21 protein-coding genes are annotated in these 25,845 nt (G+C 57.3%); 14 read left to right on the top strand and 7 right to left on the bottom strand.

Features of this window, described 5'->3' with window-relative positions; genetic code table 11:
* The 6 genes from GXM22_RS11735 to GXM22_RS11710 form a co-directional block, all read right to left on the bottom strand.
* Nucleotides 1–1,476, bottom strand: a complete 1,476-nt coding sequence (locus GXM22_RS11735; protein ID WP_005931702.1) for an ATP-binding protein — start codon at nucleotides 1,474–1,476, stop codon at nucleotides 1–3.
* Entirely contained in the window at nucleotides 1,467–2,945 is a 1,479-nt protein-coding gene (locus tag GXM22_RS11730; RefSeq protein ID WP_005931699.1) for a vWA domain-containing protein, read from the bottom strand. The genes GXM22_RS11735 and GXM22_RS11730 overlap by 10 nt, the downstream gene beginning before the upstream one ends.
* Before the next feature lie 206 nt (nucleotides 2,946–3,151).
* A complete protein-coding gene (locus GXM22_RS11725) occupies nucleotides 3,152–4,585 on the bottom strand; it encodes a CitMHS family transporter (RefSeq protein ID WP_005931695.1) in 1,434 nt (477 codons plus the stop codon).
* 40 nt (nucleotides 4,586–4,625) lie between these two features.
* Nucleotides 4,626–5,840, bottom strand: coding sequence for a CaiB/BaiF CoA transferase family protein (locus GXM22_RS11720; RefSeq protein ID WP_035393736.1), 1,215 nt, complete (start codon nucleotides 5,838–5,840; stop codon nucleotides 4,626–4,628).
* A 1-nt stretch (nucleotide 5,841) separates the two neighbouring features.
* Complete coding sequence (locus GXM22_RS11715; protein ID WP_005931688.1) at nucleotides 5,842–6,171, bottom strand: AtuA-related protein; 330 nt, start codon at nucleotides 6,169–6,171, stop codon at nucleotides 5,842–5,844.
* 1 nt (nucleotide 6,172) lies between these two features.
* Nucleotides 6,173–7,543 (bottom strand): acyclic terpene utilization AtuA family protein, encoded by a 1,371-nt coding sequence (locus GXM22_RS11710; protein WP_005931685.1) that lies wholly within the window; start codon nucleotides 7,541–7,543, stop codon nucleotides 6,173–6,175.
* Between the two features lie 287 nt (nucleotides 7,544–7,830).
* Here GXM22_RS11710 and GXM22_RS11705 point away from each other — a divergent pair, with 287 nt between their 5' ends.
* The gene (locus tag GXM22_RS11705; protein WP_005931678.1) at nucleotides 7,831–8,871 is read left to right on the top strand and encodes a LacI family DNA-binding transcriptional regulator; all 1,041 of its coding nucleotides are present in this window, start codon (nucleotides 7,831–7,833) and stop codon (nucleotides 8,869–8,871) included.
* A gap of 53 nt (nucleotides 8,872–8,924) precedes the next feature.
* Here the strand turns inward: GXM22_RS11705 and GXM22_RS11700 are convergent, their stop codons facing one another.
* The gene (locus GXM22_RS11700; RefSeq protein WP_005931675.1) at nucleotides 8,925–9,320 is read right to left on the bottom strand and encodes a PaaI family thioesterase; all 396 of its coding nucleotides are present in this window, start codon (nucleotides 9,318–9,320) and stop codon (nucleotides 8,925–8,927) included.
* 111 nt (nucleotides 9,321–9,431) lie between these two features.
* On the opposite strand from GXM22_RS11700, the gene GXM22_RS11695 reads away from it, so the two are divergent.
* The 13 genes from GXM22_RS11695 to GXM22_RS11635 all read left to right on the top strand — a co-directional run bounded on the left by GXM22_RS11695 (nucleotide 9,432) and on the right by GXM22_RS11635 (nucleotide 25,781).
* Complete coding sequence (locus GXM22_RS11695; RefSeq protein ID WP_242651553.1) at nucleotides 9,432–11,153, top strand: sensor histidine kinase; 1,722 nt, start codon at nucleotides 9,432–9,434, stop codon at nucleotides 11,151–11,153.
* Nucleotides 11,150–12,721, top strand: coding sequence for a response regulator transcription factor (locus GXM22_RS11690; RefSeq protein ID WP_005931669.1), 1,572 nt, complete (start codon nucleotides 11,150–11,152; stop codon nucleotides 12,719–12,721). The genes GXM22_RS11695 and GXM22_RS11690 overlap by 4 nt, the downstream gene beginning before the upstream one ends.
* Nucleotides 12,722–12,732: 11 nt before the next feature.
* A complete protein-coding gene (locus GXM22_RS11685; protein ID WP_035393734.1) occupies nucleotides 12,733–14,097 on the top strand; it encodes a DUF3502 domain-containing protein in 1,365 nt (454 codons plus the stop codon).
* Nucleotides 14,098–14,355: 258 nt separating this feature from the next.
* Entirely contained in the window at nucleotides 14,356–15,966 is a 1,611-nt protein-coding gene (locus tag GXM22_RS11680) for an ABC transporter substrate-binding protein (protein WP_005931664.1), read from the top strand.
* Between the two features lie 126 nt (nucleotides 15,967–16,092).
* Nucleotides 16,093–17,046 (top strand): ABC transporter permease, encoded by a 954-nt coding sequence (locus GXM22_RS11675; RefSeq protein ID WP_035393731.1) that lies wholly within the window; start codon nucleotides 16,093–16,095, stop codon nucleotides 17,044–17,046.
* A 15-nt stretch (nucleotides 17,047–17,061) separates the two neighbouring features.
* The gene (locus GXM22_RS11670) at nucleotides 17,062–18,000 is read left to right on the top strand and encodes an ABC transporter permease (protein ID WP_005931660.1); all 939 of its coding nucleotides are present in this window, start codon (nucleotides 17,062–17,064) and stop codon (nucleotides 17,998–18,000) included.
* Between the two features lies 1 nt (nucleotide 18,001).
* Nucleotides 18,002–18,985, top strand: a complete 984-nt coding sequence (locus GXM22_RS11665) for an ABC transporter ATP-binding protein (protein WP_005931657.1) — start codon at nucleotides 18,002–18,004, stop codon at nucleotides 18,983–18,985.
* 17 nt (nucleotides 18,986–19,002) lie between these two features.
* Nucleotides 19,003–19,959 carry an ABC transporter ATP-binding protein gene (locus tag GXM22_RS11660; RefSeq protein ID WP_015565765.1) on the top strand — a complete coding sequence of 319 codons (957 nt, stop codon included), beginning with the start codon at nucleotides 19,003–19,005 and terminating at the stop codon, nucleotides 19,957–19,959.
* Nucleotides 19,960–19,983: 24 nt separating this feature from the next.
* Nucleotides 19,984–21,684 carry a CocE/NonD family hydrolase gene (locus GXM22_RS11655; protein WP_099357288.1) on the top strand — a complete coding sequence of 567 codons (1,701 nt, stop codon included), beginning with the start codon at nucleotides 19,984–19,986 and terminating at the stop codon, nucleotides 21,682–21,684.
* A gap of 18 nt (nucleotides 21,685–21,702) precedes the next feature.
* Nucleotides 21,703–22,410: a GDSL-type esterase/lipase family protein gene (locus GXM22_RS11650; RefSeq protein WP_005931648.1), complete on the top strand. Its 708-nt coding sequence runs from the start codon at nucleotides 21,703–21,705 to the stop codon at nucleotides 22,408–22,410.
* On the top strand, nucleotides 22,407–23,327 hold the full coding sequence (locus GXM22_RS11645; protein ID WP_005931645.1) for an AEC family transporter: 921 nt from the start codon (nucleotides 22,407–22,409) through the stop codon (nucleotides 23,325–23,327). The genes GXM22_RS11650 and GXM22_RS11645 overlap by 4 nt, the downstream gene beginning before the upstream one ends.
* 34 nt (nucleotides 23,328–23,361) lie before the next feature.
* Nucleotides 23,362–24,309: an ROK family protein gene (locus tag GXM22_RS11640; protein WP_035393729.1), complete on the top strand. Its 948-nt coding sequence runs from the start codon at nucleotides 23,362–23,364 to the stop codon at nucleotides 24,307–24,309.
* 32 nt (nucleotides 24,310–24,341) lie between these two features.
* Complete coding sequence (locus GXM22_RS11635) at nucleotides 24,342–25,781, top strand: glycoside hydrolase family 1 protein (protein WP_005931641.1); 1,440 nt, start codon at nucleotides 24,342–24,344, stop codon at nucleotides 25,779–25,781.
* Nucleotides 25,782–25,845 lie beyond the last annotated feature (64 nt).

The following is a 25,845-nucleotide window of genomic DNA, read 5'->3' as shown; positions in this document are numbered from 1 at the left end:
TTACACCAGTCCTGTCAGATCGATCTGGTGCAGCAGCTGCTCCGATTGCCGGTGCAGCAGCAGATCCCGGCTGGCTGCAAAGTAATCGGTGCTGAGAAACTGCCCCAGAAATGCGGTGGCCACGGGGGCTACGGTCAGATCGTTTACCGCCATGCTCAGCTCCGTTCCCTTACCGAAGGCTTCCTGTAAAAAACGGAGCAGATTGCCAAGCTTCTTCTGCGTTTCAGCGACCTCAGCCTGCAGGTCGGCGACCGAGCGCTGATAGCAGGCCTTGAGGGCAGAAAAAGGGGTGGAGCCGGAAAGTTCTCCGTGCCATTGGGCAGTCAGCGACAGCAGATCGAGATAGACCTTCTGCCGGGCAGAGGGGGCTTTGTTGGCTTCGGCGCGCCAGTTGTCCTCCAGCCCGGCGAGGGCGGTCAGGGCATCGCCGGGAACATCCAGCGTCCCGCGCTGGGCTTTGAGGGCGGCCACGATAAGGCGCAGCGCATCGTGGCGCAGGGTACAGCGTTCCATCTGCAGGAACACGGCTTCCAGCAGCAGGCTGACAAGGCTCATCCGCTCGTCCATCTTGGCGCTGCGTGCCTGCGTGAGGACATCCTCATCCCACACACCCTGCAGGATGGCATCAATATTGTAGGCCTGACGATATTTCTGATAGAGTTCGTAGTAGATGGCAAAATCCCGGGCGACCTGCTTGTTTTGCAGATACTGGGTAGTCAGCTCCTCGCCGACTGCAAGGCCCAGCTCCTCGTGATACTGCAGAATCTCGGAAAGGTCCTCCCAGGCACGGGGCGTTACCACGGTCAGACCGTCCACAGTGGTCTCGACCTTGTAAAAATCTTCGGGACGGATATCCAGATAGCTGATGACGCTGCGGCTGACACCGTGTTCCAGCGCATAGGCCTTCCATGCTTCATAACTTGGCTCAACTTCGATCACCTTCAGGCGGTCACGGGTGGCAGCGTCGAACTCCCGGACGCTTTTGTTGAAGCGGGGCGGGTTGCCGGCGGTGACCACCACCCAGCCCTCGGGGATCTGATGCCCACCAAAGACTTTGTATTGCAGAAACAGCAGCATGGCAGGGGAAAGAGTCTCGGAGACGCAGTTGATCTCGTCCAGAAACAGGATGCCCTGCGTTTTGCCGGTGGTGCGCATACAGTCGTAGACGCTGGCGATGATCTCGCTCATGGTGTATTCGCTGACCTGATAGTGCTTGCCGCCGTATTCCTTTTCTACGATCACAGGCAGACCCAGTGCGCTCTGGCGGGTGTGGTGGGTCATGGAATAGCTCACAAGGCCAAGCCCCATCTCATCAGCGACCTGCTGCATAATGGCAGTCTTGCCCAGACCTGGCGCACCCAGCAGGAAGATGGGCCGCTGGTGCACCAGCGGAAGTCGGTAGCGGCCCAGAGCATCCTTCTGTAGGTAGATCTGTACGGTATTTTTGATCTGTTGCTTTGCACTTGCTATATCCATGGTTCGGTGTCCTCCTCGGTTCGGGTCTTCTGCGGTTCAAGCAGGCGGATGTTGTCAGTGGTAAGTACAGCCCGGATGGCCCAGCTGGGAACGTGGGGGCTGATGTGGTCGTCACGGTTAAAGATGAAGGCAGTCTTGTAGGCAGGGGATTTTTCTGGGTAGGTGCCCACGCCGTCGGTAAAATAGAGCAGGCCGTTGAGGTTCGTCAGCTTTTTCTCTTCCAGCAGCCTGTCTACATAGGCGAACACCGGCCGGAAGTCGGTACCGCCGAAGCCCCGGAGCTTCAGCCGGGGGATCAGCTCATGCAGCTGGTCCAGACTGGTCAGCCGCTCCACGCTCTGCACCTCGGCATCGCATTGGATGAGATAGATATCTACCCGCTCGGTGAAGGAACCGCTCTGCCGCAGAACATCGCAGGTGCGCTGCAAAAAGCTCTGAACGATATCGCCCTGCACACTGCCGGAGGTGTCGATGGCAATCACAAATTCCCGGATGCGCTTGTCGTCCCGGTATTCCAGCGGCTCGACCAGGGGAATGTTGCCGTAGGTGCGCAGACCGTAAGTGTAATAGATGAGGTCAAATTCGTCCTCGGAAAGCTGCAGCACCTCGTTTTGTGCCCCGAACCGGCGAAGAAAGTCGGTATAGTCGCATTCCTCAAAGGTCACAGGCTCTAACCCATCCATCAATGCTCCGGCACGCTTGCCGTGACGGCGGCTGAAGGTCTCCAGATCAGTCTTGGCCTGGCGGGCCAGCTGCTTCCATTGTCTGCGCAGGGCTTCCTTCTGCCGCTGCTGCATCTGCTGCAGCGTTTCGTCCCGGGTGTCGGCTTTGCGCAGTTCGATCTCGTTGGTGATATCCTCATCCTCCCCGGCGGGCAGCAGTTGTCCGTTGGGGGCCGGACGAGAGCAGGGCCGTGGCGCAGCATACCAGAGCGCATGGCTGTCCCGGGAAAAAAGCTGGGTCAATTCCGCCAGAACATCGGCGGGGTACTGCCGTTCCAGCAGAAAATTATAGATGGCTTCTGCCGTCAGGTGAGGGCAGGCATCCTGCAGGCGGCTGCGCCAGCTGTCCTGCATAGCATCATCCGGCAGGGCGCAGGAGGGGATCTCCAGTTCCCGGATGACTTCCTCTGCGGCAATGTCGCAGGCAAGGTTCCATAGGCGGTGATCCATTTCCTGCCGTTGAAAGGGATGCCCCAGAAGAAAGTGCAGGGTGACATGCAGCAGGGCGCGTGTGGGCACAGACTGCTGTGCCCGGAATGTGCGGAGCAGCGTCTCGGGGCAATAGTATAAGCAGCGGCCATCCCCGGCAAACAGGGTGTCCAGCGCAGGGACGGGAATCGGCTTCAGCTGTTCCAGAGCGGAGGATAAAAAACGCAGGTCGGCAGTCAACCGACTCTGTGCCAGCAGCAGCACCTGTGCGGCCAGTTCGTCCGCCGCAGGAACAGGAGTCTGGATGGGCTCGGGCATAAGAGAAAACTCCTTTCTGCCCCAAGGGCAGGGTGGTATCCTTCAAAAACGGCAAAACCAGCCGACACCACCCGGAGCACCGGGTGGAAGTCTGCTGGTTTGCACGCATTCCGTGGCGTGCTGCGGGTACTCCGCCCGGCAGACGTTTCGGAATCAGAATGAAGGAATGGGTGAAAAAGGAGGAAGGTGTTTCTTTTGGTGAGACCTCAGAACAGCAGCCCACAGGCTACGCAGCCCACAGCGACCATAATAGCAGATGCAGCCCATGCGTAGGGGAGGGTGTGCTTCTGGTGGTCGCCCAGGTCCTGGCCGGAAAGGCCCAGCAGCAGGAAGGTGGCACCCGTCAGGGGACTGAGCGGGAAGCCCAGCGTCATCTGGCCCATGATGGAAGCCTTTGCCACAGCCAGTGCGTTGCCGCCCATGGCGGAAACAGCGTTGGCGATGACAGGCATAACACCGTAGTAGTAGGAGTCTGGGTCAAACAGCAGGCTCAGCGGAACGCTGAACAGGCCGACGATGGGGGCAATGAAGGTGCCCATGCTGGTGGGGATGATGGAGACCAGAGCGTCGGTCATGGCAGCCAGCATACCGGAATTTTTGACCACACCGGTGAATGCGCCTGCGGCAAAGACGATGGAGACCATCAGGAATGCGGCCTGTGCGTGACTGTTGATGATCTTGTGCTGCAGATCCACACTGGGGTAGTTGACGATGAGCAGGACGCAGTAGCCGATCATAAAGGTGACAGCCGGGCTGAGGCGGTTGGTAACGAGGATGTACAGGATGACCAGGATCAGTGCCACATTGAAGTACCAGCGCCAGCCGGAGCGGGCCAGTTCGTTGGAGGTGTTGGTGGTCTTTGCTTCGGTCAGACCAGTGACCTCCTGCGCGGGGATGCCTGCAGCAATGCGCTTGGCTTCCTTTTTGCCCAGGAAAGCCGCGACGAGCAGACAGGTCACCAAGCCTGCGATCCAGGCGGGCATGATGCCCACCCACAGCTCACTGCCGGTGACTTCATAGCCCAGGCCGGACATGGCTGCGGCTGCACGGACCGTGGGGCCGCCCCAGGGCATAACATTCATGATACCGGCGGCCAGTGCCACGATGGTAGCCTCTACCCAGAGGTTCATTTTCAGCTTCTGGAACAGGGGCATACAGGCGGGGATGGCAATCAGGAAGGTGGTGGCACCGGAGCCATCCAGATGGCAGATGCAGCCGATGAGGAAGGTGCCGATACAGACCTTGACGGGGTCTTCGCCGGTAAACTTCAGGATGCGGTTGATGATAGGATCAAAGACACCGGCATCCGAGCAGGTACTGAAAAACAGGATGGCAAAGATGAACATGACACCGGTGGCAACAATGCTGCTCAGGCCCTTGCCCATATAATCTGCGCTGAGGATGGAAAGTGCCTTGGTAAAGCGGGTGCCGAACGTGATGACCGGCTCAACATAAGCAGTTCCGGCCTTTTCAGCAGCAGCCTGTGCGGCTTGGATGATGACATTGGGGGCGTTGATGAATGCTGCGATGAAGCCGGTGATGGCGGGAACAAAGATCAAAGCTACAAGGGTAGAGACCTTCTTGCTCATGATCAGTGCCAGCACCAGCAGAATGGTGACGAACCCTAATACTGCCAGCATGTGATTTCTCCTCAATAATGTGTGTAAAGGTGGTCAGAGATCAGAACACCTGTTTCTCGTGCAGAGCGTTGAACTGCTCTTCGGTCATGCCCAGAACACCCTCAAAGATATCCCGGTTGTTCTGCCCCAGCTGGGGAGCGGGAGTGCGCACAGAGGGCTTGGTGTCCATCAGTTTGATGGCACAGCCGTTCACGGTGACCTTGCCCAGGGTGGGATGATCCATTTCCACGAACATCTCGCGCTCCTTGACATGGGGATCGTCCAGGATCTCCTTGATGTTCATAATGGGGCCTGCGGGGATGCCGTGGGCCAGTACCAGCTCGGCGGCCTCGTTGGGGGTCAGATCTTTGATCCGCTCCTCAATGACCTCGGCAATGGCATCCTGATTGGCCAGACGGCCCGGCATATCCACGAACCGGGGATCGGTGATCATGTCCGGGCGTTCCAACACCTCATTGCAGAGCTTTTCGTACAGCTTCTGGTTGCCTGCCGCGATGATGACCTTGCCGCCCTTGCAGGTGAAGCTGTCGTAGGGGGAAACAGCGGCATAACGGTTGCCCATGGGGGCCGGGATGTTGCCGGTCTCGATGTACTTCAGGGCAGTGTTCTCAGTGGCAGCAATCATGCTATCCATCAGACTCACGTCCACCCGCTGCCCTTTGCCGGTAATGGTGCGGGCGTTGACTGCGGCAAGGATGCCGATGGTTACATGAAGTCCGCCCAGAATATCACCCAGCGCCGAACCGGCACGGGTGGGCTCTCCGCCCTTGGAACCGGTGATGGACATCATACCGCCCATGGCCTGAGCCAGAATATCATAGCCAGGACGCAGGTGGTAGGGACCGTAGCAGCCGAAGCCGGAGACCGCCGCATAGATGATGCGGGGATTGATCTCCTTCAGGACATCATAGCCCAGTCCCAGCTTGTCCATCACGCCGGGGCGGTAGTTTTCCACCACGATATCCGCTTTTTTGACAAGCTCCTTGAAGATCTCCTTGCCCTCAGGGGCCTTCAGGTTCAGGGTGATCCCCTTTTTGTTGCGGTTGATGTTGGCAAAATAGACGCTTTCCCGCTCACCATTCAGATTTTTGGCACGGAAGGGGGGATAGGTGCGGGTGTCGTCACCGCCTTTGGGGACCTCGATCTTGATGACGTTTGCGCCCATGTCAGCCAGCATCATGGTGCAGAAGGGGCCGGCAAGCACACGGGTCAGGTCGAGAACCGTCAGGTTCTCCAATGCCATATGTTCACTCATGTTACAGCTCTCCATCCTCAACGTGGATCTTCATGCGCATCACGGCACTGCCCATGGATTTGCCCAGGCTGTCCAGACGCAGGCTCATGGTGGCACCGCCGCCCAGAGCGTGCTTCATAACAAAGTTGAAGCCGTTCAGGCTGGGCACATCGTAGCGGGTGATCTCGCCCTTGACCATGTCGCCAAAGTAGGCTTTGAGTTTTTCGGGGGTCACCTCGCGCTCAATGATCTTATAGTATTCCGGTTTGCGTGCATACACACAGACATTGCTGGTATCACCCTTGTCGCCGGAGCGGCCGTGAGCAATATCGTTCAGATAGATCTCTGCCATCTTACTTCACCTCCAGAATGTGACTTTCAACCTGTACGGCATCGCGGGGCACGGTGGTGGGCCACAGTGCCATCACTTCCTGCACGCGGGCACGGCCGCCGAAGAAGGAGGCACCCGGAGGGCCGTTCAGCTGCAGAGGGCTGATCTCGGGAATGATCTTGGCGCACTCGCTCTTGTCCTCACTGAACACAGCAATGCGCAGCACGCACTCGTTCAGGTTCTTCAGTGCCTCTTCGCTCATATCGGCCACGCCCAGATGCAGGCTGTTCAGGCCGATGTAGCTGATGTGGATGTCGTCGGCCTTCATGCCGCGGCGCTGCATCTTCTTCATGATGACCTCGGCGCAGTACTGAGCCTTTTCGTAGGCATCAGGCCATGCAAAGCTCAGCATGGAAACAGTCTTCCAGCCCTTGTGGTAACCCACGCAGAGCTTGAGCGTGTCGGGGCGGGGCTTGCCCTTGACACCGCCGATGCGGACACGGTTGTCACCCACCTGAGTGATGGTAGCATGGCTGATATCCACGTTGACATCCGGGGTCAGGTAGTTGGCGGGATCGTGGACCTCGTACAGGAACTGCTCCTTGCAGCTCTGTTCGCAGATGATGCCGCCGCAGTCGGGAGCCTTGGTGATCTCAAAGGTATCATCGGTCAGCTCTGCGATGGGGAAGCCCAGCTCGTCCATGCGGGGGACATTGCGCCAGTCGTACATATAGTTGCCGCCGGCACCCTGACCGCCGCACTCCAGCAGATGGCCTGCCATGATGCCGCGGGCCAGATTGTCCCAATCGTCAGCAGCCCAGCCAAATTCGTACTTCAGCGGAGCCAGGAACAGGGCGCTGTCAGCCGCACGGCCGGTGATGACCACATCGGCACCCTCTGCCAGGCATCCCTCAATGCCCTCATGGCCGATGTAGACATTGCAGTTGTAGATCTTGTCCAGAATATCGTTGAAATTGCCGTCGTAGTCGAAGTTGGGGAAGGTCCAGCCATCCTTCAGCAGCTGCGGGATCTTATCCTTGATGTTATCGCCGGTCACATAACCGATCTTATAACCGCTCATGCTGTTGCCTTCTGCCCACTGGCGGATGCCGTCCACGCAGCCATTGATGTTCATGCCGCCTGCGTTGGTGCAGATCTTGATGTGCTTGTCCCAGGCTTCCTTGCCGGCCTCCTTCAGGATGCGGGTGGTGAAGTCGGGCGCAAAGCCCTTGGTGGGGTCCTTGAGCTGCTGCTTTGCCATGATGGAAAGGGTCAGCTCTGCCAGATAATCACAGCCCATATACTGGATATCGGCATTGCGGATCATGTGGATGGCCGCGTCCGGGCTGTCGCCCCAGAAGCCCTGGCCACCGCCGATTGCAACTTTCTTCATTCGATAGCCTCCTTATAAATGGAAAGGTGATATCAGCGTCAAACATCAGTATAACGTTTGACTCAATCGTCGTACTGAGTGTAGTACAACGATTTACTAATGTCAAGAAAAAAACGAAGTTTGGAGGAAAAGAAATGCAACTTTGTTGAAACGGCTAAAAAGAAAAAAGAAAAATATACAGAGTGCACAAAAACGGCTGGTTTGAGATTGGAGAGGCTTTTTTGGCTTGTCAAGATACGGGGAAACGGGTACAATAAACCTGATATCAGAAAAAGGTGGGGAAGAGCATGGTTACGATCAAGCAGATCGCGCAGGAGGTCGGGATCTCGTCCAGTACGGTCAGCATTGTTTTGGGCGGCAAGGCGGCAGAGCGGAAGATCAGCACGGCCACGCAGGAAAAAATTTTTGCGGCGGCGGCACGGCTTGGCTACCAGCCCAATATGGCCGCCCGGAGTCTGCGGGGCGGCAGCGGTGCCAATGAGCTGGTGGTGGCCATGTTCTGGGCACAGGATTTCCGAGCCAGCATGATGCTCCGCTTCTGGGATGGTCTGCGGGCCGAGATCGAAAAAACAGCACGTCCGGTGCGGCTGGTCATCTATCCGTATGTCAACGACCACCTGAAGGAAAGCGAGGCACTGACCAGTGGCGCAAACTGCCATGCGGCCATCATCTGCAATGCGTCCTATGCGGACCTGCAGTTTTTGGAGGACACGCAGCTGCCAATCCCGGTGGTACTGTACAACCGTGTTTGCAATGGGTATTGCAGCGTCAATGTGGATGATCTGAAGATGGGTGCTCTGGCGGCGCGGGCTTTTGCCGATCAGGGATGCAAGACGGCGGCAGTTCTGACGAGCAGCCCGGTCTTTGAGGGGATGGAAAACCGGATGCATGGGTTCCGGCTGGAAGGGGAGCAACACGGGTTGACGATCCTGGCCAACCGGTATTGTGATAACAGCATACGAGGCGGTTACGAGGCGGTTTCGCATCGGCTGCGGCATGAGTGGAAGCAGCAGCTGCCGGACGCAGTGTTCTGCGGTTCCTCGGCCATTGCGCATGGTGCGTTGCGGGCTTTTTGTGAGGCCGGATATATCGGCGAAAAGCTGCCCCGGCTGATCGCTGTAGGCAACGGCCCGGAGGAATCCGATGCTTTTTCGATCCCGAGCCTGAGCGTGGTCTATCTGCCCATGGAGGATATGGCGCGGGAGTGTATCCAGCTGGTGCTGGGGCAGCTGGACGGTCGGATTGCCACGCCGGAAAGCCGACTGCTGCCGATCGAGTATGTTCCCAGGGAGAGCTGCGGGCCGCTGACAGAATACGCCGCACAATAAAAAAGCCCCGCACCGGCACGCAAAACGTGCGCAGTGCGGGGAAGAAAGAGCAGTCAGCCCTCGGCGCTGATACAGTACATGGAAAAGGTGCTGGAAAATAACAGGGTGTCGGTCTCGTCTGTGATCTCCACAGCCACCACACAGATGTGTCGGCGGCGGCTGACCGTCCGGCCGCGGGCTGTCAGGTGACCGGCTTTGACGTTGTGGATGAAATTGACCGAAGCATTCTGGGTGACATACTGCCGCCCGTCAGAGCGGGCAGTCAGCCCGGCACAGCAGTCGGCCATGGTGAAAAATGCGCCGCCGTGCACATAACCGTAGATGTTGGTGGTGTCCCGCCGGATGTCCAGCGACATGACGGCGCTGTCCGACGTTACCGATACGATCTCGATGTGATTGTACTGCATGAATGGATTTTCAAGCATTTGTGCAATGTTCTGTTCCTGCATAAGGAGCCTCTTCTTTTTGATTGTGGTACAACGTTGTACGGAATGACTTGGACGGTTTTTATTATAATCGCATTTTCCGCAGGATGCAAGCAGCAGGAGGTTTGAAAATAAATGGAACGACCATCATTACGCAGGCAGCTTGTAATGATCTTTCTGGGAATCGCCATTCCCATTGGTATTCTGCTGGGGCTGCTGCTCTTTTTTTCAGGGCTTTATAACCGCAATCGGCTGGCAGCTGCGGCATCCGGTGGCCTTGATATGTTTACCACAAATTTTGAGAATCAGCTAGATTCGGTGGAAAACTACCTGCTCAATCTGTCACTGAACGATGCGACCTTTCGCAGCCTGAGCGAACAGACCGACCGCACCCGCGCCTACCTGGATGCTTATGAGATCGCACAGGGGTTTCCGGCGGTATTGGCTGCCAACGATGTCCTGATGGGTGTGGTGCTGCGCAGCGGCTCAGGCAACCTGTATGTGGGGCGCTACGGTGCAGCTGCCCAGCAGCTCAAGCAGAAACTGAATCTGGAAGCGTATCTCGGCCAGCCGGGCCAGACCAATAAAATGGTGACAAAGGGATGGTATCTGCGCACCATCGGCCAGCGGCTTTACCTGCTGCGCAGTGTTTTCTACCAGAAAGCCAGCCTGACCGCTGCGGTGGATCTGCGGCTGGTGTTTGAAGAACTGGTGAAAGACTATGGGCTGGACGGCCGGGTCATTGTGATGAACGACAGCGGCAATGTGTTGGTAGGGGATGCCAACCTTCTGCCCACAAAGATGGAATGGAACAGCGCAGGGTATTGCCTGACAAAGGTGGGCAGGGACAGCCGACTGGTGGTGCGCAAACAGGTCAAAGCGCTGACGGTATTGTATCTGGTTCCCTACCAGCATTTCGGGGTGGACTTTGCGCCGTATCAGATCTTGCTGGTGATGGGCGCTGTTTTTGTTCTGCTGGCGATCCCGTTCCTCCTGTTCTATATGAAGCAGGAGATCTTTGCCCCTATGACGGCGTTGGTGAGCACCATGGACAGAATCGGCCGCGGTGAACTTTCGGTGCGCTCCAGTGTGGATTATCGCAACGCTGAGTTTACGCAGGTGAACGAGACCTTCAACCGGATGATCGACCAGATCACCCAGCTGAAGATCGACGGTTACGAAAAGGAGCTGGAAGCCCGCCGCAACGAGATGACCGCCCTTAAGCTGCAGATCCGGCCCCACTTTGTGCTCAACTGCCTGAAAAGTGTCTATGCCATGGTGCAGACCGGCAGCCGCGAGGATGCCCAGCAGCTGATCCTGCTGCTGAGCCGGTATCTGCGCTATATCCTCTCTTTTACAGCGACCACAACGCCTTTGCACACTGAGATCGAGCAGTGCTGCAATTATGCGGAACTTTCCAGCGTGGGGCAGAACGATCCCGTGGAGGTAGTATGCGAGATCGACCCGGAGCTCAGCGAATTGCCCTTGCCGCCGGTCTCGCTGCTGACGCTGGTGGAGAACAGCGTCAAGCACGGCAAGATGATCGGCAAAACGCTGAAGATCACGATCACTGCAAAGCTCCTCGAAACGGAAGAGGGCTGCATGGCGGATCTTTCGGTGGCGGACAATGGCACAGGCTTTACGGCAGGGGATCTGAAGCAGCTGAACAGTGCAGCCCCGCAGGAGGAGAATGGACAGCACGTCGGGCTGTTCAATGTGGTACGGCGGCTGCAGCTGCTCTATGGGGAGCAGGCAGCCATCGCCTTTACCAATAACCGCCGGGGCGGCGGTGCCAGGGTGGAGCTGTTCCTGCCGATAGATCCGGTCTTACAGAAGAAGGAAGGAGAAACAGCATGAAACTGCTGATCGTAGACGATCAAAGCACCGTGGTGCAGGGGCTTTTGCACTGCACCAACTGGGCAGCAATGGGATTTACTGTGGTGGATACGGCTCTGAACGCTGTGGATGCCAAGGCCAGCCTGCTGCGGCAGGAGGCCGAAGTCATGCTCTGCGATATTGAAATGCCCATGGAAAGCGGGCTGGATCTGTTGGACTGGCTCCGGCAGCGAGGGATGACCACCCGCTGCATCTTCCTGACAGCCCATGCTGAGTTCAAATATGCACAGGAGGCACTGCGGCTGGGCGGTTTTGACTATATCATGCAGCCCGCCCCTTACGAGCAGGTGGTGGATGCAGTGAGCCGTGCGCTGGATAATGTAAAGGAGGAATGGGCGGCGCTGGAACTGCAGAGCAGGGGCGCTGTTTTTGACGACCAGAAAAAGGAGATCGTGGAGACTATGCTGCGGGGCTTTCTGTTGGGCAACGCACCGGGAAGCAGCCTGACCGCGTTTGAAGAACTGAGCCTTGTGCCCCGGCGGGAGCGGGAATGCTGGGTTGCCCTGATGCAGCCGCTGCGCTGGAAGCAAGGCGAGGAGCCGTGGGAGCTGAGCCTGCTGAGCACGGCAGTGGGGAATATGAGCAGCGAGGTGTTCACGCCGCTGCAGGTGCTCAGTGTAACGGTGGCGATCCCTGCGGAGCAGTGTCTCGTTCTGGTGCTGCAAAGCCGGGTGGGGGAGCCGCTGGAGGCAGACTATATCACCCGGCAGCTGAATTATCTGCAAAGTGCGTGTGCGCAGTATATCCACTGTGAAGCGGCCTTTTATCCGGAGGGGCCGCAGCCCTTTGAACAGGTACCGGAGATCTACCAGAAGCTGCTGCAGCAACGGAGCGAGAACGTGGCCCTGAAAAGCGGTGTTCTGCTGGGCCGCCCAGCGGAAAAAGCGCCGGAAGTGTTCCGTATTCCGCAGATCGGTGCATGGCAGAAGCTGCTGCAGGCGGGATGTGCGCAGGCAATGGAGCAGGAAGCCTGCCAGCTGTTGGACAAGCTGACGGCCAACAATCAGCTGAACAGCCAGACCTTGCGGTATTTTTATCAGGATTTTATGCAGATGCTCTTCTCCTTGCCGGAAAAGAAACGGCAGGACGATATGTTCCGGGAGCCTGAAGCGTTGGAACTTTACCGCAACGGCATGAAGACCGTGCCGGATATGAAGGCGTTGGTCCATTATGTGGCCTCGGTCTGGGATAGCGAAACGGAAGAAAGCAGCCAGAGCACCGTGGAGATCATTATGGCTTATATTGCCGAGCATCTGGAAAACGAGCTGCGCCGGGAAGAACTGGCCGAGGCTGTCCACCTGAATCCGGATTACATGGCCCGGCTTTTTAAGAAAGAGACCGGCATGAACCTGAAGGATTATATCATTCAGCAGAAAATGCAGGAGGCCCAGAGCCTGCTCTGCACCACCAATCTGCCCATCAGCCTGATCGCGGCCAAGGTCGGGTATACGAATTTCGGGCATTTCTCCACTTCGTATAAGAAGTTCTATCACAAGACCCCACAGGAGGAGCGCAGCGCAGCATTATGAGAGAAACAAGGATGGCTCGCAGGACATTTTTACAGCTGACTGGTGCTGCAGCCGGAGCAGCTCTGCTTGCCGGCTGCGGGGAGCGGGCGGAATCGGCGGCAGAAAGCGGAACAGGGCCCATGGTCACAGTGCTGATGCCGGGCCAATCGGATGAAACTGCCTGTGTCCGCATTTCGGCGGCGCTGAGCGAAGTCACAAAGCAGAAGCTGGGCTTCAGCGTTTCCATCGAGCAGGTGGCACCCACCAATTACTCTGAAGAGCTGTGGAAACGGATGGTCTGCCAGACCATGCCGGATCTGTTTTTCCTCACAGAGAATCAGCCGCTGGATGTTTACCTGAATCAGAACTGCATCCTGCCCCTGAGTGCGCTTCTGGAAGAATATCCCGGGCTGAAAGCTCTGTTCTCAGAGCAGCAGTGGGCGAGTAGAACCTATTACCGCCGTATCTATGCGGTCCCGGCACGGGCAGTCTCGATGTATCAGATCGGCTTTCTGGCCCGGGTCGACTGGATGCGGGAGCTGGGGGCCAAGCCGGAGAAGATCACGGATCTGGATGCTCTGCACGACCTGCTGATGCAGGTCAGGCAGCGTCGGCCCAATGCAGAGGGGGTCCTGCCGGATAATGGACAGGTTTTTCCTTTTCCGGAACTGGATCCTCTGGGAGATACCTTTGGTGTTCTGACCGAAGAAAGCGGCACCACCGTTGTCAACTGGTATGCCGCGGATGCTTACAGCAGACTTTGCAGAACGATGCATCAGTGGTATCAGGAAGGATTGATCCTGCGGAATGCCAGCCTGAGGGATGAACCGGCCACCGATCGGATGCGGCTGGGCAACAGCTTCGGCTTTTTTGCACGACTCAACCGGGATTCACTGGACTGCTACACCCGGGCCTGTGGCACAGAGCTGACTGCCATCCCGCTGGGGCCGACCATTCAGAACGGCTCTATCCCGGCGGAGAGCTGGTGCCTGCCGGTGACCAACAGCCACCGCAGGGAGGCACTGGCGCTTCTTGAACTGTTGTACACAGATGCATCCTGCTACGATCTCTTTGCGAACGGAGATGGGAAAGAGGAGCAGTTCCATCCGTGGCAGAATCTGTATCTCAACGCCAGCGGACTGCTGCCGGAAACAGACGAGCAGCCGCAATGGGTCTCTCCGGCCTATGGGTTCAGCTTCAACAACAGTGCAGTTGCCGCAAAGCTGGATGCCTGCCGGGCACTGAAGAATAGCTATCACAATGGGCTGATGTGCGGCTATCTGGATTCGGAAGAGGCACTCCCGGAGTTTTTGGAAAAACTGGAACAGGCCGGAATACAGGAGATCCTTCAGGCAAAACAAAGCGCATTGGATAACTGGCTGAACGCATCGCACTGAAACAGGCAGGGCTGGGAGACCGGCCCTGTTTTCGTTTTTTCGGACAGAAGAAACCTCTGAAAATGAAAAACAGAGGTCGGAAACTTGAAAAAATGCTGCAGCTCTCGGAACAGGAACACGGAAAATGAAAAATTAGTTTCGGTTTTTTGGTAGCTGGAAAAGCTTCCGGTGCGTTAAACTAAATACAACAAAAGCACGGCAGACACAGAACCGTGCAGATGAACGTAAGAATAAGAAGGACAAGAAGGAGAAACCACTATGAAACGTATCTCTCGTCGGAACTTCCTCAAGGCTATGGGCATTTCTGCAACGGCCCTGACACTGGCCGCGTGCGGCGGCTCTTCCAGTTCCACCGCAGCCGGCACGGCTGGCTCCACTGCTGCCAGTGCAGTAGCAACCGGTGAGCCCAAGGCAGGCGGTACCCTGCGCCTGTGCTATTCCAGCCCCATTGCCACCCCCGGTTACACCCCCCGTGCCACCGGCAACGCGGCCATTTACTACCTGACGCTTTCTTATGAAAGCCTGACCAGCTATGATGCCGAGGGCAATATGATCCCCAATCTGGCAACGGAGTGGGATGTGAACACCGATGAGCTGAGCATTACCTGGACTCTGCGGGAGGGCGTCAATTTCGCCGACGGTGAGCCTTTCAATGCAGAGGCCGTCAAGCGCAACATCGAGGAGTATCAGGCCAACAACCGTACCGAGACCGCAAACATCGCTTCCTGTGAGGTCATTGATGACACCCACATCAAGATGATGATGGCAGAGCCCAACTCCTCCACGCTGGAATCTGTGGGCTTCTTCGTCTACTACATGAGCCCCAAGGCACTGGAGAACCCCAGCAGCCTGGATGCCGCCACCTGCGGCACCGGCCCCTTCCAGCTGAGCGAGTTCGAGAACAACGCCTACGCCATCTACACCAAGAACGAGAATTACTGGAAGGAGGGCCTGCCCTATCTGGATTCCGTGGAGGTGACCCTTGTCACTGAGTCCAGCACCGCAAACACTGCTTTCCAGGCCAACGAGTACGATATGTACTGGGTAGGTCTGGCCAATCCCACCATCCTGCAGCAGCTGGACGGTGCAGGCATCTACGTCAAGGAAGATAACCAGAACGGCATGGGTGTCGAGAGTCTGGGTCTGATCCCCAACAGTGCCATTGACGGCCCCTGGGCCGATGCCCGTGTCCGCCGCGCCCTGTGCTACGCCATCGATGTGGATGCCATTAACGCCGCATTCCTGATGGGCATGGCACAGATGACTGACCAGTGGGCAGTTCCCGGTTCCGCTACCTACAACGACAGCCTGAATCATTTTACCTATGATCCGGAGAAGGCAAAGTCCCTGCTGGCAGAGGCTGGTTATGCCGATGGTTTTACCACCAACATTATCACCATCAGCGGCATGTCCGATATGCTGACGGCCATTGCCAACATGCTGGACGAGGTGGGCATCCACTGCAACATCCAGCAGGTGGACAGCGCAACCAACAACCAGTACATGAAGGATGGCACCTGGGAGGGCCTGATGCTCCACTTTGCAACCATCGCTCCTGATCTGGGCCTGTACATGGGTCGTCATCTGGACAAGAACGGCGCTTACTACGCCAAGGGCATCCAGCATCCCGACAAGGAAATGGAGTTGCTGGAGGAGATCCGCCGCTGCATGGATCCCGATGAGAAGCACAAGCTGGAAAAGGAGCTGCAGGCAGCAATCTACGATGCCGAGGATGGCTCCTGCCTGTTTGGCCGCGTGCTGTACGTGAATAAGTCCTCCATGTACAAGTACGATTACGTCATCGACGATCACGCAACCGAAGCCTTCACTGCTTGTTGGGATCTGTCCGCCTGCTGGCTGAACAAGTAAGCAACCAACTTTAGAGTATCACGACCGGAATATATTTCTCCTTATTTCGGCAGATCCCGGCGCAGTGATCTGCGCCGGGATTTGTTTTAGAAGGGGAGAAAGGTTCCGCAGGAAATGGAGCGAACTATGAAATCGAACAACCTTGCCAAAATGATCGGCAAGCGTGTGGTGCAATCCTGCATCACCATCCTGCTTGTCACTCTGTTCGTCTTTGCCCTCATCCAGATGGTTCCGGGCGACCCCGTAGCCAACTATCTGGGTGCAACCGCTACCGAAGAGCAGATCACCTATTACCGCCACCTTTATGGTTTCGATCGTCCGGTCATCGTCCAGTATCTCAGCTGGATCGGCGGCCTGTTCCGGGGCACCATGGGCCAGTCCATCAGCTATCAGTCTGAGATCGCTGACATCATCCTGCCCCGTCTGGGAACAACCCTGACCATGGTGATCCCCGCCTTTATCATTGGTACGATCACCGGTATCCTGTTCGGCATCATTGCTGCCAAGAACCGCGGCAAGACCATTGACAGTGTGATCTCCTTCTTTGCCAACATCGGCGTTTCGATGCCCATGTTCTGGCTGGGTATGATGGGGATGCTGGTGTTTGCCCTCAAACTGCGAGTCCTGCCCAGTTCCGGCTATGTTCCCATCACCCGTGATTTTGGCGGCTGGCTCAGCCATATGATCATGCCCATCATTGTGCTGAGTCTGGGTGTCAACGCTGGTTTTGTCCGTCTGACCCGCTCTTCCATGCTGGAAGTCATGCGGCAGGATTATGTGACCACCGCCCGTGCCAAGGGCGTTTCCAAGAAGGATGTTACCTTCAGGCACCAGCTGCGCAACTCCATGATCCCCATCGTCACCACCATGGGTATGCGCCTGGGCTCCATGGTGGGCTCCACCGTCCTGATCGAGAGCCTGTTCGTCATCCCCGGCCTTGGCAGCGTGATGATGAACGGCATCAGCAACCGTGACTTCATGCTGGTGGCGAACGGCGTGCTCATCATCTCCATCTTTGTTGCCATCTGCAACCTCGTGGTCGATATCCTGTACGGCATCATCGATCCCCGCACCCGCTAAAAGGAGGAATGAACTGTGGAAAACAAGACAAAAAAGAAGGGTCTGCTGGAGCGTATCACGTCCTCCCGCGTGTTCCGGGTCATGTTCAGCCGCAAGATCATCGTGGTCTGCGCAATTTTGCTTCTCATCATGGTGCTCATCGCCATCTTTGCTCCGGTGATTGCTCCCTATGATCCCAACAAGGATGATCTTTACAATGTTCTGAAGGGCTGCTCTGCCGAGCACTGGCTGGGCACTGACTCCAATGGCCGTGATGTTCTGAGCCGCATCATCTATGGTGCCCGCATCTCCTTTACGGTCGGTATCGTGGCCGTGGTCATTTCCAGCGTCATCGGCATGGCACTGGGCCTGATCGCCGGCATGGCAGGCGGCGTGGTGGATGCCTTCATCATGCGTGTCATGGATGCCATGATGGCCGTGCCCATGCTGATCCTGGCTATGTTTCTGGGCGCGATCCTGGGTCAGGGCCTGGGCAATGTCTGCCTGGCCATCGGCATCTCGATGGTGCCCGGCTACGCCCGTGTCACCCGCGGTCAGGTGCTGAGCGTCCGCAATGCCGATTATGTCACCGCCGGTACCCTGTGCGGTGCATCCCGGATCCGCAACACGCTGGTGCATGTGTTCCCCAACTGCCTGTCCGTCAACATCGTCAGCATGACCGCCAGCCTGGGCGGTGCCATTCTGGCCGAAGCGAACCTGAGCTTCCTGGGCATGGGCATCACGCCCCCGACTCCCAGCTGGGGCGCAATGGTCAGCGGCGGCTATAAGTACCTGTCCACCCAGCCCATCATTGCCATTGCTCCCGGCATTGCGATCATCATCGTGGTGCTCTGCTTCAATATGTGCGGCGACGCTCTGCGCGATGCCCTCGACCCGAAGCTGCGCGGCACATTGGGCAGCGGCAAAAAGACCAAGCGCGCAAAGCGCACCAAGAATGTGAAAGAGGTGGCCTGAAATGAGCGACAAGCTGCTGGAAGTCAAAAACCTGAGCGTTGAATATGATACCGAAATTTCCACCGTCTACGCCGTCAATGGTCTGGACCTAGATCTGAACTACGGCGAGACGCTGGGTCTGGTGGGTGAGACCGGTGCCGGTAAGACCACCACAGCCCTGAGCGTCATCCAGCTTCTGCCGGAAGGCATCGGTTTTGTGACCGACGGCTCCATCAAGCTGGACGGTGTGGATATGCTGAATGCTCCCGAGGAAAAGATCCGTGCCATGCGCGGCAGTGTAGTATCCATGATCTTCCAGGATCCCATGTCTGCCCTGAACCCGGTGATGACCGTGGGAGCCCAGATCATGGAGGTACTGAAGATCCATCATCCGGAGCAGAGCACTGCTCAACTGGAAGCCCGTGTGGACGAGATGATGGAGTTGGTGGGCATCCCTGCAAAGCGCAAGGTGGAGTACCCCCATCAGTTTTCCGGCGGCATGAAGCAGCGCATCGTCATTGCCATTGCGCTGGCCTGTGAGCCGAAGCTGATCCTTGCCGATGAACCCACCACCGCACTGGATGTGACCATTCAGGCCCAGATGCTGGGCCTGATCAACGAACTGCAGAAGCGGCTGAACACCGCCATGATCCTCATTACCCACGATCTGGGTGTTGTGGCCCAGACTTGCGAAAAGGTCATGGTCATGTACGCCGGTGAGGCCATCGAGTACGGCACAGCAGAGGATATCTTTGAGACCACGCAGCGCCACCCCTACACCCAGGGGCTGTTCAACGCCATTCCCAAGCTGGATGAGAACACCAAGCGTCTGGAGGCCATTGAGGGGATGATGGCTGACCCCACCCAGAAGATCGAGGGCTGCCGCTTTGCTGACCGCTGCAAATATGCCACTGCAGCCTGCAAAAAGGCCCAGAAGATGCGGGAGGTCACACCGGGCCACTTCATCCGCTGCTGCCGGTTTGATCCGCCGCAGTCCAACACCTGAGCCGGGAGGAAATGACAATGGAAGAAAAGGTTTTGATCGAGGCAAAGAACCTCAAAAAATACTTCAAAGTCGGCGCAAACAGCCAGCTCCATGCGGTGGACGGCGTGAACTTCAAGATCAAGCGCGGCACCACACTGGGCGTGGTGGGCGAGTCCGGCTGCGGCAAGTCCACGCTGGGCCGCCTGCTGCTGCGGCTCTATGATGTTACCGATGGTCAGATCATCTACGACGGCACCGACATCACCAAACTGAATGCCAAGGAACTCAAGCCCATCCGTGCCCGGATGCAGATGATCTTCCAGGATCCGTCCGGTTCGCTGGATCCCCGCAAGAGCGTGAAGGAACTGATCGGAGAACCGCTGAAGATCTATAAAGCCTGCAAAAACCGTGACGAATACGATGCCCGCATCGCCGAAATCATGGAGACCGTTGGTCTGGATGAGCGTTATGCAGAGAGTTTCAGCCACGAGCTGGACGGCGGCCGCCGCCAGCGCATCGGCATCGGCCGCGCATTGGCCATGGACCCGGAGTTCATCATCTGCGACGAGCCGGTCTCTGCACTGGACGTTTCCATTCAGGCACAGATCCTGAATCTGCTGATGGATCTGCAGGATGAGAAAAAGCTGACCTATGTCTTTATCACCCACGATCTGAGCGTGGTCAAGCACATCAGCCACGAGATCATGGTCATGTATCTGGGCCAGTGTGTGGAATATGCCAAGACCGAGGATCTGTTCAAGAATCCGCTCCACCCCTATACCAAGGGTCTGCTGGATGCTGTGCCCATCCCCAGCCTGAAGGCCAAAAAGCTTTCCACCGAGGTCATGCGCGGCGAACTGACAAGCCCTGTGGACCCGGCTCCCGGCTGCCGTTTTGCGGCCCGCTGCCCCTATGCAACAGATGCCTGCCGCGGCAGGGATATCCCCTTGAAGGAAGTGGAACCTGGCCACTTTGTCAGCTGCACACGCTTTTGAGAACACGGAAAGGCGGGAAAATCAATGACAGAGGAAGAAAAAAAGGCCGCTGCCGAGCAGAAGCAGCGTGAGATGGAAGAGATGATGCGGCAGGCGCAGGAGAGCTACCGACAGGAATATGCCAGTATGCCCTACGACGGCCCGGTCTATGGCTGCCGCCGGGAGGAGCTGATGCTGCCCATGCAGGACGGAGTGAAGCTCTATACCGAGATCTTCAAACCGGAGGGGCTTGCACAGTTCCCTGTGCTGATCCAGCGCAGCTGCTATCCCAATCAGCAGCCGCTGTATGAGATCAACGGAGCAGAACTGACCCGCCGGGGCTACGGCTATGTGATCCAGACCTGCCGCGGTACGGGCAAGAGCGAGGGACATTGGGAACCCAACGTCAATGAGCGCCCGGATGGCCGCGATACCCTGCAGTGGCTCAACGATCAGCCCTGGGCAGAGAGCATCGGCTATTTCGGAGCCAGCTATCTGGCCCTGACCGGCTGGGCCATTGCAGATATCGTTCCACCCAAGGTCAAGGGAATGATGCTGACGGTCTATGGCACCGACCGTTTCAAATCGGCCTATGAAAAGGGGCTGTTCCGCCACGACGTGCTGACTGGCTGGGCAATGCAGAATGCAGGCCATCCGGTCACAGCGGACTATCTGGAAAGCTGCCGCTTCCGTCCCCACGACAAGGTGGATGAAGCGCTGTGGGGTGGAAAGTTGGACTGGTATCAGGACTGGATCCACGCCACCCGCCGCACAGATGCCTACTGGCAGCAGGGCTGGTGGAAGCTGTTAGCCGATGTGCCCGGAAATACCAAGGTTCCGGTGTATATCATCGATGCATGGTACGATCACCATTTTGGCAGTGCCATCAACACTTATGCCTCTCTGGCCCCTGAGACCAAAGAGCACAGTTGGCTGGATATCGGCTGCTGGAATCATATGTCCCAGCCCTGCATTGCGTGGGGCGAACAGCACAATCTGGAAAACGGCGACGCCCACCGGCTGCTGGAATGGTTCGACCTGCTGCTGAAGCAGAAAAAACAGCCGGAAAAGCGGGTGCGCACCTATGTAATGCGGGAGGACCGCTGGAAAACGCTGGAGGCATGGCCCGCCCCCGTGAGCCGGACTGAAAAGCTTTATCTGGGTGAAACAACTCTGAATGCCGAGCCGGCAGAAGGGGAGCGCACCTTTGTGTATGACCCGGAGAACCCCGTGCCCAGCCATGGCGCAGAAAGCGTTCTGACCACCATTGCAGAGGCAGGCAGCCTGCTGCAGCCGGAGCCGGACTATCGGCCCGATGTGGTCAGCTTCGTCAGCGCTCCGCTGGAAAAAGCATTGCCCATTTGTGGACAAATCAAGGTGCACCTGAATGTCTCGACCGATGTGGATGATACTGCCTTCACTGCCAAGCTGATGGAAGTGTTCCCGGATGGCAGGGCCTATAACATCCGGGGCGGCATCACCACCATTGCAGCAGATTTGCCGGAGGGGCAGACCTATACTCCCGGCCAGACAGCAAAGGTCTGTGTGGAGATGTGGGATATGAACTGGACGGTACAGCCGGGCAGCTGCCTGCGGCTGGATGTCTCTTCTTCCGACTTCCCGCAGTACGCCGTTCACAGCAATTACGCAGGAGTCTGGTCTGAACAGGAAAAGACCCGCATCGCCCACCAGAAGATCTTGCTGGGGGAGGGCAGCTTTGTAGAACTGCCCCTGCACGAGAACTGAGAGAAAGGAACCAAGACCATGACGGAACAGGAACGAAATGTCCTTCTGAACGAACTGCGGCAACAGGAGAGCCAGAGGGAAAAGCAGATCAAGCGGGAGCGGTTCCGTCGTCTGAATCCTTATGCAAAGAAAGGAGCGGTGGTGTTTGCCGGTTCCAGCCTGATGGAACAGTTTCCGCTGTATGAGTTTTTGCAGGACGATGATCTGCACTGCACCTTGTACAACCGGGGCATCGGCGGCTTTACCACCACCGAGCTGCTGGAGGCTATGGACGAGTGCATCCTTGAGCTGCAGCCTGCGCACCTGTTCCTGAACATCGGCACCAATGACCTGAACGGCCCGGACTACGACCGCGCCGCCATGCTGGGCCGGTATGAGGAGATCGTGCAGCAGATCCGGAAAAAACTGCCTGAAACAAAGCTCTACCTGCTGGCCTATTATCCGGTAAACCCCACCGTGGCCGAAGACCCGGGCCTGATCGAATGCTTCCACTGGCGCACCAATGAGCGCATCCGGGAGGCAAGCGAGGGCGTGCAGGTATTGGCCCGGAAATACGGGGCGGAATTCCTCGACCTGAACAAGGACCTGTGCGATGCTGCCGGAAATCTGAAAGCGGAGTACACCATTGAGGGAATGCACCTGTATGCCAACGGCTACCGCCCTGTGATGGATGCTCTGCTGCCGCTGCTGCGCAAAATCGGAGAAGAACAGGGAGGAAAGCAATGACCGGAGTCTTTGGTGTTGTTCTGGGGCAGATCCTTTTGATGTTCCTCTATCTCATCATTGGCTATGTGCTTTACCGTACCGGACTGATCACCCAGGAGGGCAGCAAGGCACTGGCTCACCTGCTGTTATATTGTGTGCTGCCCTGTGTTGTGCTAAAATCATTCTGTATTGAGTATTCGGCAAAGGGAGCTGTGGAATTGGCTGTCAGCATTGCGGCAGGTGCCGGGGTGCTGCTGATCTCCATGGCGGTGTCGTGGCTCTTTTTCCGCAAAGACCCCATGGCGCAGATCGGTGTGGCTTTTTCCAATGCCGGGTTCATGGGATTTCCGCTGGTCACAGCAGTGCTGGGTGGAGAAGCTGTGTTCTATGCAGCAGGCTTTGTGGCCCTGCTGAATGCTTTGCAGTGGACCTACGGCCAGGCAAAGCTTTCCGGGGACAAAAAGTACATCCAACTGGGGGCAGTGCTCAAAAATCCGCTGGTGCTCTCCCTGCTGGGCGGTGTGATGATCTACTTCTGCCGCATCCCGGTGCCGCAGTTCCTCCGCACCCCCATGGGGGCCATTGCAGGCATGAACGCTCCGCTTGCCATGATCGTGCTGGGTGTCTATCTGGCCAGGACCGACCTCAAAGCCATCTTTACCCGCCCCCGGCTCTACGCCCTTTCGGCAGTACGGCTGGTGGTGATCCCACTGCTGACGATCGTCTGTCTGATGCTTCTTCCAGCCGGATGGTGGCAGATCGGCACGGTGCTCATCATTGTGAATGCGGCCCCCATCGGCAGCAACATCGCGGTGTATGCCCAGCGTCTGGGACTGGATTCTTCCTACGCTGTGCAGATGGTCTGTCTGAGCACTCTGCTGTCACTGATCACGCTGCCGGTGATGCTCAGCCTGGCTGCCGCATTGGGCTTTGCATGAGTCTGAAAACAACCAACAGAAAGCAGGAGATAAGATGAAACAGTATCTTTTGATCGACATCGGCGGAACCTTCATCAAGTACAGCCTGGCCGATGAACAGGCCCGGAAAATCTCTGGTGGAAAGGTTCCGACACCGCTGACGAATATGGATGACCTTCTGGCGGCCATCGAGGGCTTTGCCGCTCCCCTTCAGGGACAGTTCGTGGGCTGCGCCATCTCTATGCCGGGCCGCATCGATACCAGAAACGGCATCGCCCATACCGGTGGAATGCTCAGTGCCTTTATGTGGGAGCAGCCCTTTGCTGCGCAGGTAGAGGCACGGCTGGGCGTGCCGGTGACCATCGCCAACGATGGCAAGTGTGCCGCAGCAGCGGAGGGTTGGACCGGTGCACTGGCCGGTGTGGAGAATGGCCTTGTGCTGGTGCTGGGCACCGGCATCGGCGGCGGTATCATCCTGAACGGGAAGGTGCTGATGGGCGCTCACGCTGCCGCAGGCGAGGTTAGCGGCCTTGTCTCGGATATTTCAAAGATGACCGACGATGATTTCAAACTGACCTCGGTAGAGCGGTATTCCGAAGCACCCCTCTGGGCGGGAATGGCCTCGGCAAGTGGCCTGATCTTCGAGTATGCCCGGCAGAAGCATCTGCCGACGGGCAGCCCCATGCCCACCGGGGAAGAAATCTTTGCGGCTTACAATGCCGGGGAGCCGGAAGCGCAGAAGGCTCTCAAGATCTTTGCCCGGCGGGTGGCCGTTGGCATCCTGAGCCTGCAGAATGTGCTGGATGTGGAAAAGGTGGCCATCGGCGGCGGTATCAGCGCAGCGGAGGCTCTGCTGCCTGCGATTCAGGCCGAGTTGGATTGGCTGTTTGAGCGCTGCACAGTCATGCCGACGGTCAAGCCGGAGCTGGTGCGCTGCCGCTATGGCAACGATGCCAACCTGATCGGTGCCCTGAAGCTGTTCTTTGAACAGAACCCCGCCTGAACCAGAACAAAATAGGATAGGAGTAGAAACTTATGAGCGTTTTCCGTGATGATTTCCTGTGGGGCGGTGCCTGTGCAGCCAACCAGTTCGAGGGCGCATGGGACGTGGATGGCAAAGGCCCCAGTATCCCTGACCTGTGCACCAATGGCTCTCACACCAGCCCGAAATGGGTGACAACTGCTGTCCGCTCCGACCGGCTGTATCCCAGCCATGAGGCCATCGACTTCTACCACCACTACGAGGAGGACATTGCTCTCTTCGCCGAGATGGGCTTCAAGACCTTCCGCACCTCCATCAACTGGACCCGCATTTTCCCCACCGGTATGGAGACCGAGCCGAACGAGAAGGGCCTTGAATTCTATGACAAGGTCTTTGACTGCTGCAAGAAGCACGGCATCGAGCCGCTGGTCACCATCAGCCACTATGAACTGCCCTATGCGCTGGTGGAAAAGTACAACGGCTGGGCCAGCCGGGAACTCATCGAGTTCTATATGAACTACTGCAAGGCTATTTTTGAGCGGTACAAGGATAAGGTCAAGTACTGGCTGACCTTCAACGAGATCAACTGCGGCACCATGCCGATGGGCGCGATCCTGGAAACAGGCACCATCCGGGGCTTTGAAGGCCCTACCGACAAGGTGCCGGACAACAAGCAGGAGCGCTTTCAGGCGCTGCATCACCAGTTTGTGGCCAGTGCAGAGGCTGTTCGGTATGCCCACGACCACTACCCTCAGTTCAAGATGGGCTGCATGATCTGCTTTATCACCAGCTACGCACTGACCTGCGACCCGGCCGACGAGATCGCCAACCAGAAGGCCATGCAGATCAGCAACTGGTTCTGCTCTGATATGCATGTCCGCGGCGAGTATCCTTCTTACATGAAGCGCTATTTTGCCGAGAATAACATCACCATCCGGCAGGAGCCGGAGGATGCTGCCATCCTGAAGGCCGGTACTGTCGATTTCTACACCTTCAGCTACTATATGTCCAACTGCATCACCACCCACAAGGATGCCGATGATGTGGGCGGCAACATCATTGCTGGTAAGAAGAATCCTTACCTGAAAGCCTCCGACTGGGGCTGGCAGATTGATCCCATTGGTCTGCGCTACACTCTCAACGAGATCTACGACCGCTACCGCATTCCCCTGATGGTGGTGGAAAATGGCCTGGGCGCTTACGACAAGAAGGATGCCGACGGAAAGATCCACGACAGCTACCGCATCGACTACCTGCGTGCCCACATCGAGCAGATGGCCGAGGCTGTAAAGGACGGTGTAGACCTGATGGGCTACACCCCCTGGGGCTGCATCGATCTGGTGAGTGCCTCCACCGGTGAGATGGCAAAGCGATATGGATTCATCTACGTCAACAAGTTTGACGACGGCACGGGTGATCTGAGCCGCGAAAAGAAGGACAGCTTCTACTGGTATCAGAAGGTCATTGCCACCAACGGCGAAGATTTAGGATAACAAAAACAGACCTCCGGGTGCCATGTTTGCAGTACCGGGGGTCTGTCTTTTTGAAAGAAGGAGG

The sequence above is a fragment of the Faecalibacterium duncaniae genome (genome assembly GCF_010509575.1).
Lineage (GTDB): Bacteria > Bacillota > Clostridia > Oscillospirales > Ruminococcaceae > Faecalibacterium > Faecalibacterium duncaniae.
Note: the sequence above shows the minus strand (reverse complement) of the source record. Positions and strands in the feature narration are given on the sequence as shown.